This window comes from Hyphomonas sp. BRH_c22 (assembly GCF_000961795.1).
In the GTDB taxonomy this organism is placed as follows: domain Bacteria; phylum Pseudomonadota; class Alphaproteobacteria; order Caulobacterales; family Hyphomonadaceae; genus Hyphomonas.
In genome coordinates, this window is the sequence record NZ_LADU01000083.1 from 1 (window position 1) to 15,479 (window position 15,479).

Consider the following 15,479-nt stretch of genomic DNA (forward strand, 5'->3'; position numbering starts at 1 on the left):
TGGGCCCGCGTCAGCCACGAGACCGCGTTCGGCCTGACAATGGACCTGTTTACCGCCACCGAGGAGACGCGCTCGCTGACAGGCGTCAGCCTAGGCCGCGACGCCCGGTTCTGGTCCGTCCAGGCCGGCATCTCGTCGGCTTCGGACACACAGACCGCGCTGGGCGGCAGCCTGCAGGACCGTTTCGGCGAAACCGACCAGACCGCCATGACAGCCTATTCACTGGAGGGCGAATGGAACCCGTTCGGACGCCTGACCCTGTCTTCGGGCATGGAAATGGCGAGCGTCGACCTGCCGGGCGTCGACAGCCGCGATATCTGGACCAGCCGCTGGTCGCTCGGGGCCGCCCATCCGGCAGGGCCGGGCGCGCTAAGCCTGGTCATCGCGCAGCCGCGCCGGGCCGAAACCGGCACGATCCGCTTTCTCGCGCCGACCGGTATCGATGACAGGGGGGCCATCGTGCAGTCCGATATCGAAGCGGGCCTGACGCCGAGCGGCCGCCAGATTGATTATGAAACCCGCTACAGGTTCAGGCTGTTCGGCGACTGGACGGGCGAAGCCTCGGCCGCGCTGTCGACATCGCCGAACCATATCAGTGGTTCAGAGGATGAAAGCGTCGCCTGGTTCGCTGTGGGCACGAAATGGTAAGGCGCGCGGGGCTCCTGTCGCTGATGCTGGCCCCGATGGGTGGCTGCACCCTGTGGAGCAATATGCTGTCGCCCCAGCAGCCTGTTTCAGACTGCCCGGCGGTGACGCGCGCCACAGCCTGGGTGGACCAGATGCCAAGAATTGGTTCGGGCGATCACAAGATGATCGTGGCGCTCTCGCTTGATGATGACCGGCCCTGGCTGTTGACGCCGGTGCCCAGCGGCACACCCGGCCTGCTCACGCTCGAACTGTCGCCGGGCGGACCGGCTGTACCCGGACATGCGGGCTATCGCGAATCCGCCGGAAAGGCGAAGCGTGAGACGATCAGCATTGTCTGCGGCGGCGAGGAGCGCGCCCGCATCGACCAGATCACGATCGCGATGTGACGGCCCGGCGCCGAAGCGCCGGGCGCCAGGCTAGTTGATCAGGCGTTTGAGTTCGTCGACAAGGTCGGTCTGTTCCCAGGTGAATGTGCCACCCTTGCCCGGCGTGCGGCCGAAATGGCCATAGGCCGCCGTGCCGGCATAGATCGGGTTGTTCAGCTTCAGGTGCGTACGGATGCCCTTGGGCGACAGGTCGAACAGCTCGCGCAGGGTCTTCGCGATGCGGGCCTCATCGGCAAGGCCTGTGCCGTGCGTGTCGACATAGACCGACAGGGGCTGCGACACGCCGATGGCGTACGACACCTGGATCGTGCAACGCTTGGCGAGTCCGGACGCGACGACGTTCTTGGCGAGATACCGGGTTGCATAGGCAGCAGACCGGTCGACCTTGGACGGATCCTTGCCCGAGAACGCGCCGCCGCCATGGGGCGCAGCGCCGCCATAGGTGTCGACGATGATCTTGCGGCCTGTAAGGCCGGCATCGCCGTCGGGACCGCCGATGACGAACTTTCCGGTCGGGTTGACGTAGAACTTGTCTTCAGGCGGGAACCAGCCCTCGGGCAGTACGCCCTGCACGATCGGGCGAACGAGTTCGCGCAGTTCTTCCAGCGTCGCTGAGGCCTTGTGCTGGGTCGAGACAACAATGGCGTTCACGCCGACCGGCTTTTCATCGACATAGCGCAGGGTCACCTGGCTCTTGGCGTCAGGTTCGAATTCCGGACGCTCACCCGAATGGCGCAGTTCGGCCATCTTCTGCAGGATCTGGTGGGAGTAGACGAGCGTGGCGGGCATCAGTTCGGGCGTCTCGTCGGCGGCATAGCCGAACATGATGCCCTGGTCGCCTGCGCCTTCCTCAGTGAACAGACCCTGGCCTTCCTCGACGCCCTGCGCGATCTCGGCGGACTGTCCGTGGACATAGCAGTTGACGTCCAGCTTTTCCCAATGGAAACCGTCCTGTTCGTAGCCGATCTTCTTCACCACATCGCGTGCGGTCTGGATCATCTCGTCATGGGTGACGACGGCGCCATTGTTCGTTCGCACTTCGCCGGCCAGAACCACACGGTTGGTCGTGGTGAGGGTTTCAACAGCGACCTTGGCCGTCGGGTCTTTCGTCAGGAACAGGTCGACAATGGCATCGGAAATCTGGTCGGAGACCTTGTCCGGGTGGCCCTCGGCGACGCTCTCGCTGGTAAATTCAAAATCGTTCATCTTCATGGTGTCGTTTCCTCAGAAGCGGTGCGGTCGGGACTATCGGGCAAAGACAACCGTCTTGCCAGCATTGATAAAAATTCTGTGCTCTGCATGGGCCTTGACGGCGCGCAGCAGCGCGGTGCCTTCAAGATGGCGGCCCAGTTCGATCATGTCAGCCGGGCTGAACGTGTGATCGATGGCCTCCGTGGCCTGCGTGATGATCGGGCCTTCATCGAGATCGGGCGTCACGTAATGGGCAGACGCACCGATCACCTTCACGCCGCGCGTATGGGCCTGATGGTAGGGCTGGGCGCCCTTGAAGCTCGGCAGGAAGGAGTGGTGGATATTGATGCAGCGGCCAGACAGGCGCGTGCAGGCGTCATTGCTCAGAACCTGCATGTAGCGGGCAAGCACGACCAGTTCGGCGCCGGTCTCATCAATCAGGTCGAACAGGCGCTGTTCGGCATCTGCTTTCGTGTCCGCCGTCACGGGCACATGAAAGAAGGGCAGGTTCCAGTGCGCGAAGCCGGCTTCGAGCGTCGTATGATTGGACACAATCCCAACCGGCGCGATCGGCAGCTCGCCCCGGCGTGCGCCGTAGAGGAGCGTGTTGGCGCAATGATCTGACTTGGAAACCAGCAGCAGTGTCTTCACAGGCTGGCTCGCCGTGTGGATGCCGCACATTGCGTTCAGGTCGCCCGCAGCAGATTCAAGATCGCTCCGCAAGCCTTCAGGCACGGCGTCGCCCGCTTCGGACTGGAACACAATACGCGCAAAGAACTGCCCGGTATCCGGGTCGCCAAAGGTGCGTGACGAGGCGATGAAGCAGCCGTGCCGCTCCATCAGCCTTGCCAGCGTGGCGACCAGTCCGACCCTATCAGGACAGGCCAGTGTGAGGATGTGTTCCTGAACCATTCGCCGCTTTGCGCCGCCTAGTAGCGGTAGTGTTCCGGCTTGAACGGGCCTTCGGTCGTCACGCCGATATAGTCGGCCTGGCCTTCTGACAGCGTGGTCAGCTGGGCGCCCAGCTTTTCAAGGTGCAGCAGGGCCACTTTCTCGTCGAGATGCTTGGGAAGGGTGTAGACCTTGTTCTCGTATTCGTCGGCGCGCAGGTGGAGTTCGATCTGCGCAAGTGTCTGGTTGGTGAATGAGGCAGACATGACGAAGCTCGGGTGGCCCGTGGCATTGCCGAGGTTCACAAGGCGGCCTTCCGACAGGAGCAGGATGCGCTTGCCATCCGGGAAAGTGATCATGTCGACCTGTGGCTTGATGTTCGTCCATTCGAAATTGCGCAGGCCCTCGACCTGGATCTCATTGTCGAAATGGCCAATGTTGCAGACGATGGCCATGTCCTTCATCGCGCGCATATGGTCGACGGTCAGGATATCCTTGTTGCCGGTCGCGGTGACGAAGATGTCGAATTTCGGGGCGGCGTCTTCCATGGTCAGGACATCAAAGCCGTCCATCGCAGCCTGGAGGGCACAGATCGGATCGATCTCGGACACTGAAACGCGCGCGCCCGCGCCAGCGAGGGATGCAGCCGAGCCTTTGCCCACGTCGCCATACCCGGCAACGAAGGCTTTCTTGCCGGCCATCATCACATCCGTGCCGCGGCGGATCGCATCAACGAGCGATTCCTTGCAACCATACTTGTTGTCGAACTTGGACTTGGTGACCGAGTCGTTGACATTGATGGCCGGGAAGGGGAGTTCGCCCTTCTTTTCCAACTGGTACAGGCGGTTGACGCCGGTCGTCGTTTCTTCGGACACGCCGCGGATACCGGCCTTGGTCCTGGCGAACCAGCCGGGGCTGGCCTTCATGCGCTTCTTGATCTGCGCGAACAGGAATTTCTCTTCTTCCGAGCCTGGTTTTTCCAGGAAGGCAGGATCGGTTTCGGCGCGCTCGCCGAGGATCAGGTACATGGTGGCATCGCCGCCATCATCGAGGATCAGGTTCGGGCCTTCGCCGTCCGGCCACTGGAACATGCGGTCGGTATAGTCCCAGTATTCTTCCAGCGTTTCGCCCTTGTAGGCGAAGACTGGCGTGCCGTTCGCGGCGATCGCAGCAGCGGCGTGGTCCTGCGTCGAATAAATGTTGCACGACACCCAGCGCACCTGTGCGCCAAGGGCTTCGAGCGTCTGGATCAGGACAGCCGTCTGGATGGTCATGTGCAGCGAGCCGCAGATGCGCGCGCCCTTGAGCGGCTGCGTCGGACCGAACTCTTCGCGCGCTGCCATCAGGCCCGGCATCTCGGTCTCTGCGATGGCGATTTCCTTGTTGCCGTATTCAGCCAGCTTGATGTCGGCGACGTGGTAGTCCTGGGCCATATCAATGTTCCTTTATATGTTTATGCGGCGTTAGCATGACGCGCAGGCAAAGGCAACGCAGCAAGGATCACGCTGCCTGCAAAATTTCGTTCGGAGATTGCTGGCCTAGCCGTTGAAGCCAAGGACCGCATCAATCACGCGGTCCTGGTCAGAGGGTTCTAGGTAGGGATGCATGGGCAGGGCAAGGACATGCTGGCTCGCCGCTTCGGTGACCTTGAGGTGTCCCTTGGCCGGGGCATAGCGCAGGGCGAAGTCCTGTTCGTGGATCGGCACCGGATAATAGACCATGCTGGGAATGCCATTTGCGTTGAGGTGGGCCTGCAGGCCGTCACGGTTGTCATGTTCGATGACATATTGCGCCCAGACCGACCGGCCACCCTCAATAACCCCCGGAACACCTTTGATCGCCCCACCAAGCCCCTCGGCATAGCGGTTTGCAATCACTTGCCTGCGATCGATCTCGTCAGCGAAGATCTTGAGCTTTTCGAGCAGGATGGCGGCCTGGATCGTGTCGAGGCGCGAGTTCATGCCCACCCGCAGGCTGAGATATTTGGGGTCGTGATGGAAATTGCGGGTCGCCGCGTCGGTCGGCGTGACCTTGCCGTAAACCCGAAGGGATTCAATGCGTTCGGCCAGGGCCGCATCATTCGTGATGATGGCCCCGCCATCGCCATAGCACCCCAGCGGCTTGGCCGGAAAGAAGCTGGTTGTCGCGATATCAGCCCAGTTGGAGGGATGTTTGCCGTTCAGCGTGCAGCCATAGCCTTGGGCCGTGTCGGCAATCAGTTTCAGGTCGAACTCGTCACAAATCGCTTTTATTTCAGGGTAGTTTGCCGGTTGCCCGAACAGGTCAACAGCGATCACCGCTTTGGGGTTGAGCGTGCCGGACGCCTTTACCGAGGCAATCTCCGCCCGCAGGGAGGCAGGGTCCATGTTGTATGTAGCCGCATCAATGTCCACGAAGACAGGCGTGGCCCCGAGCCATGGCACGACCTGCGCCGTGGCGACAAAGGTGAAGCTCGGGCAGAACACGGCGTCGCCGGGTTTAAGTTCCCAGGCCATCAGGGCGAGCGCGAGGGCATCCGTGCCGTTGGCGCAGCTGACGGCGTGGCTGGCACCGCACCATGCAGCCAGCTGTTTCTCCAGTTCGGTCACTTCCGGGCCCAGAACGTAGCGCCCGCTTTCCACCACACCCTGAATGGCCGCGTTGATCTCGGTCTCGATACGTTTGCGCTGGGCTTGCAGGTCTATGAATGGCAAGGGCATGGCGGGTTCCGTGTATAATGTGTCGAATGGCGCAGCACATAAGGACACGGTAGACCGCCGGCAAGTAACGCCTGATTACATGGTATTTCGCCCGGGTGTTAAGCGATAATGCCAAGAGCTTCCGAATAGGTGCGCGATCTCAGGGAGGCGCTGACGTCCCGTCGGGCGGTGGTGGCCACTACGTGGCGTTTCCTGGGCGAATCATACAGTTCACGCAGGGCGAGCGATCCGGCATCGATATTGACGTCTGCCCAGCGCGCATCGGGCATGGACTTGTAGATGCCGGACGGGTCATCCACCAGCTTCAATACGTAAGGTAACAGCGCTGAATTCTGGTCCGTCATGAATTCGAGGTTTCCGGACCATCCAGTCGCCATCGTGGCGCGTCCGGCGGCCATGGCCTCGGCGAGATGCATGCCAAATCCCTCTGCCCGGTGCGAGGAGACGACGATGTCGCTGTTCCACAGCAAGTGCGTCTGTTCTTCCTCGGAAAAGCTGCGGTCGATCACGTCGATCCGGGGGTCCTTGTCAGCGTATGCCATGACTGCAGATTCGTAATACTTGTAGAGAGACAGGTTGCGGCATTTGACAGTCAGATGGACCGGCTCATTGTTTGGAAAGGCTTTCGAGAACATCTGCATCGTGGCGAGCAGGTTTTTCCGGTGAAAGGACGAACGACCATCTGCAATCGTCAGAACGCGAAGTGTCGTGTCTCCACGATTGGCAGGGGTCGGCCAGGCTTTCGTGTGGGCGTGAACGGGCAGATAATGAGGTACTGTGTGGACGGGCAGGGCAAACTGGCTTTCGAAAGTCTGCTGTACAAACCGGCTGGGAGCCCAAATCTCTGACAGGTAGCAGGTCTGGCGGGCCCAATCGGCCGGCGTGGTTGCCAATTCCCAGGCCCAGGCGCCAATGATGCGCCACTTGTGCCATCGGCGCAGGCCAAGCCCCATCAGGGCCCGCTCGGTTTCAGGCGCGTTTGCGTAGAGAATAAGCGTGCCATTTCTGTCGGCGGGCATTTCCTGCAGCGGCACCGGACTGGCCACATCAACCTGATTGAACAGGCCACTCAGATCGACAGCAATCGGATCGAGGCCTTCAGCGCGCAGGGCGCGATAACAGCTCAGGGCGGCGCGGCCAATGCCGTTGGCGGTTCGGAACATGCCAGCAACCACAATCTGGCCTTGTGGGCTGGTCAGAACATCCGCCGTGAGCGGCCGGGGCAGGATAAGCCGCCTTACCGCCGACTTTCCACTTCTGAAGGACGCTCCTATGGGCAAATCTAATACCGTACTTTCGAATGGTTCTGTCCCGTTCACCGCTTATGGTATGCCCGCCTGACTGGAGCTGCGCAAGCATTTCATGACGTTTCAAATGCTTTCGAGCCCGCCGCCCTGTCAAAGAGCCAGCATGACGTCTGGCCAGTGGGGCGATCCTGTGCAATGCGCGGTGGCAACTGAAATACAGAAGGAATCAGTCCGATGTCTTTGAAAGTAGAATCCCTTGCGATTCCCGATGTCAAACTTGTCACCCCCGCGCGATTTGGTGACGATCGCGGGTTCTTCAGCGAAACCTACAATGCGGCACAGTTCAAGGCGGCCGGGATTACAGCAGACTTCGTGCAGGACAATCACTCATTGTCAGCCCCGACTGGAACGGTGAGAGGCCTACACTTTCAGGCGCCCCCGTTTGCGCAGTCGAAACTGGTCCGTGTGTTGCGCGGGGCGATCCTGGATGTGGTTGTCGATGTGCGCAGTGGCTCGCCGACCTATGGCAAGTGGGTGAGCGCCGAATTGAGCGCGACAAATGGCGTGCAGATCTTTTTGCCGCGCGGGTTCCTGCACGGCTTTGTGACGCGCGAGCCGGACACCGAGGTCGCCTACAAGGTGGACAATTATTATTCGAAGGAATGTGACGGCGCCGTCGTGTGGAACGATCCGACGCTCGCCATCGAATGGGGTCTGCCAACGAGTGCGGCAACACTATCGGTCAAGGATGCGCAGGCGCAGTCCTTTGCAGCGTTCAAAACGCCATTCTTACAGTAAGCCATGCAGGATTGAACGACGCCTGTTGAGCAGGCCGGGCCAATCCAGCCGGAAATGTGACGGCACGCACGGGACCGCACAGGGAGCGGGCGTACATTGCGGGCGCCTGAATAGCCCGAAGTTCCGCCATGGATTCATCTGCCCGCCTGGAACCGCCTTACCTGTTGCCAAACAAAGCACGAAAACACGTGAAACTCATCGATGCCTTGTGCCCGCTGGGTCGTGCTCGATGTTGTACGCGACCGGTTTAAGCCGCATGACGGCGCAGCCTTATAGGCTGGACTGTGGTATGTCTTAGTATCAACGCTGCTGCCGCCAATATCAATCATCTGTCCGTCAAAGCCGATGCCGAGTTGCTGATGCATGATAATGTGTCGCCGGGCAGCGGCCACGCACGTAAGGTGATTAAGAAGTAAAATGCGGGGAATTCGGCGCTTGTAGCGTTCCAGAGCGGATTTTCGGAACGCGCCAAAATTGGCCTGTCTGTCGCGCAGAATTTTCCTTCTCTTGTGCACCAAACATAGCGCTTCAACGCGTCGCGACCCAGAACGCCGCGCACCGATACGCTCAACAGAGTTAGCAGTGCGACTCTGACTCTCAACCCAGCAATGGTCGAAGAGGTATAGTTGGTATTATTCGGGACAATGCTGTTGTCGGGATACGGAATACTAATAAATCCCATCAGAAGTCACTTGGGTGAACGAGAGCATTGCCACAACCGACCAATGCGTGAAAGACGTTGCGCATGTCGTGGGTTGGACCAGTGGTGACGTTTTGCGCCTCGACGATCCTTATTCGACGAGCGATAGTGTTTCGGAGGTGGTCGATCTGGACATCAGCGGCTATCTCGCCAACCTGCTCGGTTCGGTGTCTCCGTCGAAGGGCGTGATGCGGGGCATTTTTGATACTTCTTCAGACGGGGTGACGAGCATCATCCTGTCGGCGGGCGGATCGGTTTTTGGAGGAAATTCGCGAAGCCACGGTTCGCGCAACACGACGGCTATTGCCCCGCCTGCCTGGGTGCCGCTTCCGACCTCGGACAGCAACCTCCACGTGCTGCGTGCCGCTCTGGACAACGCGCGCAACCGATCTGACGGTCATGATCGCGCCTGTGCTGTGAGGGTTTGTCCAGGAGAGGTCTTGCCTAGTTTTCAGCGTTCAAACGAAACGAATCACATCGCATCGGTGTCAGGCGACTTTGCCCGGATCTTAATGTTTTTTGCGCCCAGTTTCCCCAGTGTCTCAGTGAGCGGTTCGTGCCGAGAGATGATGGCACTGTGCAACAGCGGTCGTGGATCGTGGACATAGCCCGAAACAAAGCCACCTTTCCGCGCGGCATTTACGATGTTTCTAAGGAGCCGGAAATAATCGTCATACGTATGCTGGTGGATCAGCACTTCGAAATTCAGCACTACATCAGCGGTGAAGATTTCCACATCGTCAAGGGCTGCGAAGTCGATGTTTTCGAAGACCTTTCCTGGGAACATGTTCCGGTTGCGCTCGACCACGACGGACGAGACATCGAGACCGTGATACGCCGTAGGGAGTTCGATGCCCGATAGCACTTCGAAGTCTCCACACCCGACATCGAGAACGCTTTGGGGCTTCACCTCTGCGAGGAACTCCGAAATCAATGCTCGCTTCAAGCGCATGTTCTGCCCGCGTGACCCGACGCCAGAGTCGAGTTCGATATCCGTCGTATACCGATTATCCCAGAAGGAGCGGTTGCTGAACTTCGGATCGTTGTCCTGAGCGGGGCGTGTCTGCTGCTCGAACCGGTTGGGACTGAGGAGTGTGGCGAGTGCTTTTTGTGCGGAAGGCAGGGTCTTGATCGTGTCAACTGCTTCCAGAGTGCAGAAATTCAACCTACCGATGGCGTCGGCTGTACCGGCACAAAGCCCGAATTTTCGCAGAGTCTTGTTGCGATTGAAGCGGTTGGCTGCGCGTGACACATGCCCGGCTGCTAGATGCAGGGCATAGGGCGTTTCGATCTGTGTCAGCGATTGAAGGATGGCAGCTGCTTGGTGTGGCAGGAACTCGACTTCCTCCCCGATCTCTTCCATGGTGAGCGCAAAGGCGACCTGACCGGCAAGGCCGGGCGCTCCTGCTAGCAAGTCGGGATCTTCGGCCAGCCAGAGGGCCCATTTCCTCCAGCAGTCCGCGAGTTCCAGTGATCGCGAGGCCGGTGCAGCAACGATGGCGCTTGATATGTTGTTGATATGCGTTTCGCGCATACCGATTCTACCTCCCAAGAGGGAGAGACCAGGCCGGTAGGGCCGGTCCAGCTTCGATTCAGCCAGAACGTATATGAACACTTCGACAGGAGGTTGACCATAGTTGTTTGCAACGGCCCGGAACCGGAGAGACTTGAAAAGATCCGAAGGTTCCCGGAGAAACAACAGATCCGTACTCGTCGACATTACCCAATCTGCTTCATGCGCATCGACGAACGGGGCAATGACGTTGCAGACCGGAGATTCGGGAACCGGGCGCAACGTGCAGCGCACTTCGATGTCCTGCCTGCCGAGCCAAGCGATCAGGTCTTCCGGGCCGTTTCCGACAATGTACACGATCAGACAATACTGCTCCGCCGCCAGATGATGCCGGGCGCAAATGCCCAGCGCACAGTTTTGGCGAAGTACTGGGGACCTTGATCGACAACGCAGCACACGTGGAAGCTACGATGTCGCATGTTTTCGCCACCGGCTTCGTGATTCGGCATTCGTACCTCGAAATGTGTCCAGCGAATTGGGAGGGTGACCCTTGGCCAGCGACTTCATTCCGGGAGAGCATTAATGTAAAATGGAGCCACTGGAAACTGCGCATTTCTGATTCCTTCGCGGTGGGAGCGTGGGCCGTCTAAGTTTTGGCCTGCCGGCCGCGAGCTCTCGAAAAGCCGAGACGGAGGCGAGCGAAATGGCGGGCGATGGTCTGTGTTCGGGTGGTAGATTCCGATAGGGCAGCGGCAAGATCGGCGTCGCTGGCCCGGTATTCACGGGCACCATACGCAACGAACCAGGCATGAAAGTCACGTCGCCCGGTGGCGTTCGATAGCGGGAATGCCTCCTGAAGGTCCGGCCGGGCCGCGTGGATCGCCTGCATCAGCCGTGTGATGCGTGCGCCCGGCGTCTGGTCCACGCGCTTGCTGGGCGCATTCCAGAAGGTATGGTTTGGCGCAGCGAAAGGGTCGGCCGGATCTGATGGCGGTCCTTGGCGCATCGGGTCGACAATCGGATCCCCGGTCGCAAAACTGCCATAGGCATAGGGGATTGTCGACCAGATCGCCTGACCGTTCGCGGCCAGACAGTCCAAATAGTCGCGGACAAGGTCCGCCGCATCACCGACATTGGTCATGTCGAAACGGGACTGGTGCTTCGAGAATACGTCCGGCGCACTCGGCGTGACGCCGCTGAAGTGAAAAAAAACGAGCGGTTTGCCCGCTGCGGTCCAGCCGGAGGCCGTTTTCTGAACGGGGCGGTTGGCTAGGTTCCAATACGCGACATTGTAACCCGGGTCGCGTAGGACTGAAAGGTGTTCTAGAAAGCTGGGTGCGAAATCGACGAATCGCTGGTCGACGAAGAGGCCGTTCTGAAGGTCCACTCGGCAGTTCGTGCGTAGTTTGTTCTTCCACCATTTGAGGAAAGTGCGTGCCTCAGGTATGTTGGCGAAGGCCGCGAACCCGAGATTGAAGGTGCCCGACCGCATGATGTCGAGCTCCAGAAGCGTGTCATCTTCCGTAAGGGGCAGCTGGATATGAGGCGTCAGCACGCAGGAGGCGCCGCCCGCGAGGGCGTCGTGAACCTGCTGCATCGGAGCGAATAGGCGGATGTCCGGATCCAGATAGATAACGGAGTCGTAGCCAGCCTGATCGAACATGTATTCAAAGCAGAAAGGCTTCACCGCGGTATTGAATTCGATAACTGTATAGCGGAACGCCATATCGTGCACTTCGGCGGCGCGCATATCTGAAATTTGTATGATTTCAACGTCTTTAGGGGCCATCCCTGCAATGGGCTCGTCTGCTAGGAAGATTTTCAGGTCAAGGTCAGGCTCTATCCTCTTCAAGCTGTCGCGAAGCGTCAGCGCATAGGCGAGGTAGTTGCGCGAACAGATCGTGAAGCACCCGGTTTTCATGCTGCTGACCTATCATTCCTGTGATCTGCGTTCAAATGCTCATGTGAAATGGTTGGTTGCAACCAGTCAGAGATAATGGAAGGAAGGGCTGGAAATCTAGACGAGAGTTGTGACGTGAAAAAGCCTGATGGATCAGCCGAGGGGGTGATCCACTCACTTCGCCGGAACGTATCGGTGGCACTAAGAGTAGTATGGCGGCGGATGCCGTTTCCCTCTGGCTCGAAAGACCGGATTGCGGGGTTCGTGTTTCGGAGCCTGCCTTTCCTAGTCAGCTGGAGCGCCACATACCGGAACTGGAAAACGAACGAGGTGCGGCTGGCTGAAGCGCGCCTTCGGCAGCCATTGCGCAGCCCTGCTGAAGGATGTCGACCAGCCCATGCCGAACTGTCGGGGTTGCCGCGACCTGCTTCGCTGCTGGCCCGGGCCATCGCTTTTTACCTCCCCCAATTCCATCCGATTCCAGAAAATGATGCTTGGTGGGGCGATGGGTTCACCGAGTGGACAAATGTGCGGCGGGCCAAGCCCCAGTTCGAAGGGCATGACCAGCCGATCCGACCAGGAGAGCTTGGATACTATGACCTTGTCGAACAGCCGCACGTGCTCCGACGGCAGGCTGCGCTGGCCAAGCAGTATGGCCTCGAAGGCTTTTGCTTTTATTTCTACTGGTTCGCCGGCAAGCGCCTGCTCCAGGCGCCGATCGAAGCCTATGCGGAGGATGAGGAGATCGATTTCCCGTTTTGCCTCTGTTGGGCGAACGAATCGTGGAGCCGGACTTGGGACGGACGCGAACAGGAAGTGCTGATCGGCCAGCAGCACACCCCGGAAGACGATATCGCCTTCATTTCCTATCTCGTCCGCTACCTCAGCAATTCGAAATATCTGCGCGTGAAAGACCGCCCGCTGGTCATGGTCTACCGGCCGGGCCTGCTTCCTGATGCAAAGGCAACAGCCGGACGCTGGCGAGACTGGTGCCGCGAAAACGGCATAGGCGAGATCTACCTCGTCTGCACGCAATCCTTCGATACGACCGACCCGACGGAATTCGACTTCGATGCAGCGACGGAATTCCCGCCAAACAACATGGGGCTGGAGCCGGAAGCGGGTTTGGTCCATCCGGTGGCAGACAATTTTCAGTGCAAGATCTATGACTGGAGCGTCCTGCCGAAGCAGACCGAGTCCTATGGAGAAGCGACCAGTACTCTGTTCCGGGGTGTGACGCCGCGCTGGGATAATACAGCCCGTAGGATGAACCGAGGCACGGTGTTCGTCAACACGGATCCGGACCGGTATGCGAAATGGCTGCGGAACGCGGCGCAGGATGTCGAGGCGCGGTTCGACGACCCGTCGGAGCGTCTTGTCTTCATCAATTCATGGAACGAATGGGCGGAGGGGGCTCATATAGAACCGGACCTGACGCACGGCTATGCCTGGCTGGATGCAACCCGACGGGGGTTGCAGTCCGATGCCGATGCAGCGCGTATCGAACCCGAAGCGCTGGTGCACGATACGCCCGGGGGAAGTGTTCATGCGCGCCGCAAGATTATCGTGGTAGTGCATGATCTGCATCGCCATGGGGCGCAGTATCTGTCACTCAATTTCATCTCCACCCTGCATGGCGTGTTCGGGTACGACGTTGCGACGATCGCTGGTGGAGAGGGCGCGCTCGAAGATCGGTTTAGGATCTATGGCCCGCTGATCAACGTCATACCCGGTCGGACAGACGAGAAGGATTTGCGAGCGATGATCCGTGAGTTGGCATCCGATGGTTACACAAGCGCCATCGTCAATTCCTCCGCCTCGGGATGGATCGCGCCATATCTCGCCGAATCGGATATCAATTGTATCGGCCTTGTGCACGAGTTACCCGAACTCGTTGCCCTGATGCAGTTGGATGTTGGGCTTCGGGCACTCGACACACATGCGAAACATGTTGTGTTTGCCTCGGAGACGGTGCGGGACCGCACAGCGAAGGAAGTGTTGGGCCATGACTGGGCGCATCCGGTGGTCCAGCCGCAAGGGCTGTACAAGCGCGACGGTGTGATCTCGCTTGATGAGAAAGCGCTGGCGAGCGTCAATTTGAGCGACGAGTTGGGCGTGATGAAGGGCGCGCGCTTTGTCGTTGGGGTTGGTTATGGCGACCGGCGCAAAGGTGTTGACATATTTTGCCGCTGGGCTCTCGCGGCATCGTCTATGGATTCGACGCTTCATTTCGTCTGGGTAGGTGCGCTTGCGCCGGACATGGAGGCAGCCTGCCAGTGTATCCTGTCAGAAGGCGGCGCGGCGGCCGACAACGTTCATCTGGTCGGGTTCCGAAATGATACCAGCCGTTTCTATGCGGCGGCGAGTGCCTTCGCCCTGACATCAAGGGAAGACCCGTATCCCTCGACCGCCATCGAAGCGTTGGACGCTGGCACGCCGGTGTTCATGGTGGCGAGCACGGGTGGCGTGGCGGACCTTGCCGGAGACGGGGCAGTCACCGTGTTGCCGGATGCGGATCCACAAGGGTTCACCCTGGCATTGATGCGCTTGTTGGACGATCCGGGCAGGTTGCACCAGGTAGCGTTGCGTGGGCTGGATATCGCACGTAGCCGGTTCGGCTTCCGTAGCTTTGTCGGCGATATGTTACGCCTTCTGGATGAGCCGGTGCCAAAAATTTCGGTGATCGTGCCGAGTTACAATTATGCCCGTCACCTACCCCAGCGGATCGCCTCGATCCTGAATCAGTCCCTACCGGTGTGGGAGATCATTTTCTTGGACGACGCATCTTCCGATGACAGTGTGGAGGTTGCCCGAAAGCTGCTACACAATTGTTCCGTCCGTTGTCAGTTCGTCGAGAGCAAGCAAAATTCCGGTTCGGTGTTTGCCCAATGGAAAAAGGGCGTGGACCTCGCCGAAGGCGATATCATCTGGATCGCCGAGGCGGACGATTGGGCCGCGCGCGACTTCTTGAAAGCCGCTGCAGCCTCGTTCGAGGATCCGGAAGTAGTGGTGTCTTATACTCAGTCGAACCAAGTGAGCGCGGAAGGTGAGATACTTTCGGCGAGTTACCTCGATTACGTCGTAGATGTCGACCCGAAACGCTGGCGCCGGCCGTTCGTGGCGGAAGGGGCCGACGAACTCGCCGATGGGCTGTCGGTGAAGAACACACTTCCAAATGCAAGCGGTGTGTTATTCCGGCACGACGCGTTGCAGTTCGTTCTCAACGAGCACATGGACGAAATCCGTGACTATCGCGTGGCGGGTGATTGGTGCGTCTATGCACGGATGGCTGGTGAAGGGAAATTCGCCTACGATCCCCGACCGCTGAACTATCACCGTCGGCACGCAGGGAGCGTGACAATCTTACGTTTCACACAGGCCGAGTGGGACGAAATCCGCCGTATGCAGATATTCGTGTCTGAGCTGGCTGACGTCAGCGAAGACATGCGCCGGCGCGCTGCCCGCTATCTCGACCGTCTTGCGGAAAGGTTATAGGGCTGTTGCCC

Annotated in this window: 10 protein-coding genes and 1 pseudogene; 4 read left to right on the forward strand and 7 right to left on the reverse strand. The window is 59.4% G+C overall.

The window, feature by feature from the left end; genetic code table 11:
- Nucleotides 1-648: pseudogene (locus VR74_RS10570) on the forward strand (hypothetical protein); the annotation flags it as partial.
- On the forward strand, nt 642-1,034 hold the full coding sequence (locus VR74_RS10575) for a hypothetical protein (RefSeq protein WP_045696604.1): 393 nt from the start codon (nt 642-644) through the stop codon (nt 1,032-1,034). The pseudogene VR74_RS10570 and the gene VR74_RS10575, both read left to right, overlap by 7 nt.
- A 30-nt stretch (nt 1,035-1,064) precedes the next feature.
- Here VR74_RS10575 and metK read toward each other — a convergent pair whose 3' ends face one another.
- From metK to VR74_RS20880, 5 genes are all read right to left on the reverse strand, one after another.
- Complete coding sequence (gene metK / locus VR74_RS10580) at nt 1,065-2,246, reverse strand: methionine adenosyltransferase (protein WP_045696606.1); 1,182 nt, start codon at nt 2,244-2,246, stop codon at nt 1,065-1,067.
- Between the two features lie 33 nt (nt 2,247-2,279).
- Nucleotides 2,280-3,137: a formyltetrahydrofolate deformylase gene (locus VR74_RS10585; RefSeq protein ID WP_045696608.1), complete on the reverse strand. Its 858-nt coding sequence runs from the start codon at nt 3,135-3,137 to the stop codon at nt 2,280-2,282.
- 17 nt (nt 3,138-3,154) lie between these two features.
- Nucleotides 3,155-4,555: an adenosylhomocysteinase gene (gene ahcY, locus VR74_RS10590; protein WP_366462455.1), complete on the reverse strand. Its 1,401-nt coding sequence runs from the start codon at nt 4,553-4,555 to the stop codon at nt 3,155-3,157.
- Nucleotides 4,556-4,654: 99 nt separating this feature from the next.
- On the reverse strand, nt 4,655-5,815 hold the full coding sequence (locus tag VR74_RS10595; protein WP_045696611.1) for a DegT/DnrJ/EryC1/StrS aminotransferase family protein: 1,161 nt from the start codon (nt 5,813-5,815) through the stop codon (nt 4,655-4,657).
- 98 nt (nt 5,816-5,913) lie between these two features.
- Nucleotides 5,914-6,978, reverse strand: a complete 1,065-nt coding sequence (locus tag VR74_RS20880; protein ID WP_299950161.1) for a glycosyltransferase — start codon at nt 6,976-6,978, stop codon at nt 5,914-5,916.
- 324 nt (nt 6,979-7,302) lie between these two features.
- On the opposite strand from VR74_RS20880, the gene rfbC reads away from it, so the two are divergent.
- Nucleotides 7,303-7,860, forward strand: coding sequence for a dTDP-4-dehydrorhamnose 3,5-epimerase (gene rfbC, locus VR74_RS10605; protein ID WP_045696644.1), 558 nt, complete (start codon nt 7,303-7,305; stop codon nt 7,858-7,860).
- Between the two features lie 1,172 nt (nt 7,861-9,032).
- Here rfbC and VR74_RS10615 read toward each other — a convergent pair.
- Both VR74_RS10615 and VR74_RS10620 read right to left on the reverse strand, forming a co-directional pair.
- Nucleotides 9,033-10,430: a methyltransferase gene (locus VR74_RS10615; protein ID WP_045696615.1), complete on the reverse strand. Its 1,398-nt coding sequence runs from the start codon at nt 10,428-10,430 to the stop codon at nt 9,033-9,035.
- Between the two features lie 289 nt (nt 10,431-10,719).
- Complete coding sequence (locus VR74_RS10620) at nt 10,720-11,994, reverse strand: hypothetical protein (RefSeq protein WP_299950165.1); 1,275 nt, start codon at nt 11,992-11,994, stop codon at nt 10,720-10,722.
- Between the two features lie 309 nt (nt 11,995-12,303).
- Here VR74_RS10620 and VR74_RS10625 point away from each other — a divergent pair, with 309 nt between their 5' ends.
- The gene (locus tag VR74_RS10625; protein WP_299950167.1) at nt 12,304-15,468 is read left to right on the forward strand and encodes a glycoside hydrolase family 99-like domain-containing protein; all 3,165 of its coding nucleotides are present in this window, start codon (nt 12,304-12,306) and stop codon (nt 15,466-15,468) included.
- Nucleotides 15,469-15,479 lie beyond the last annotated feature (11 nt).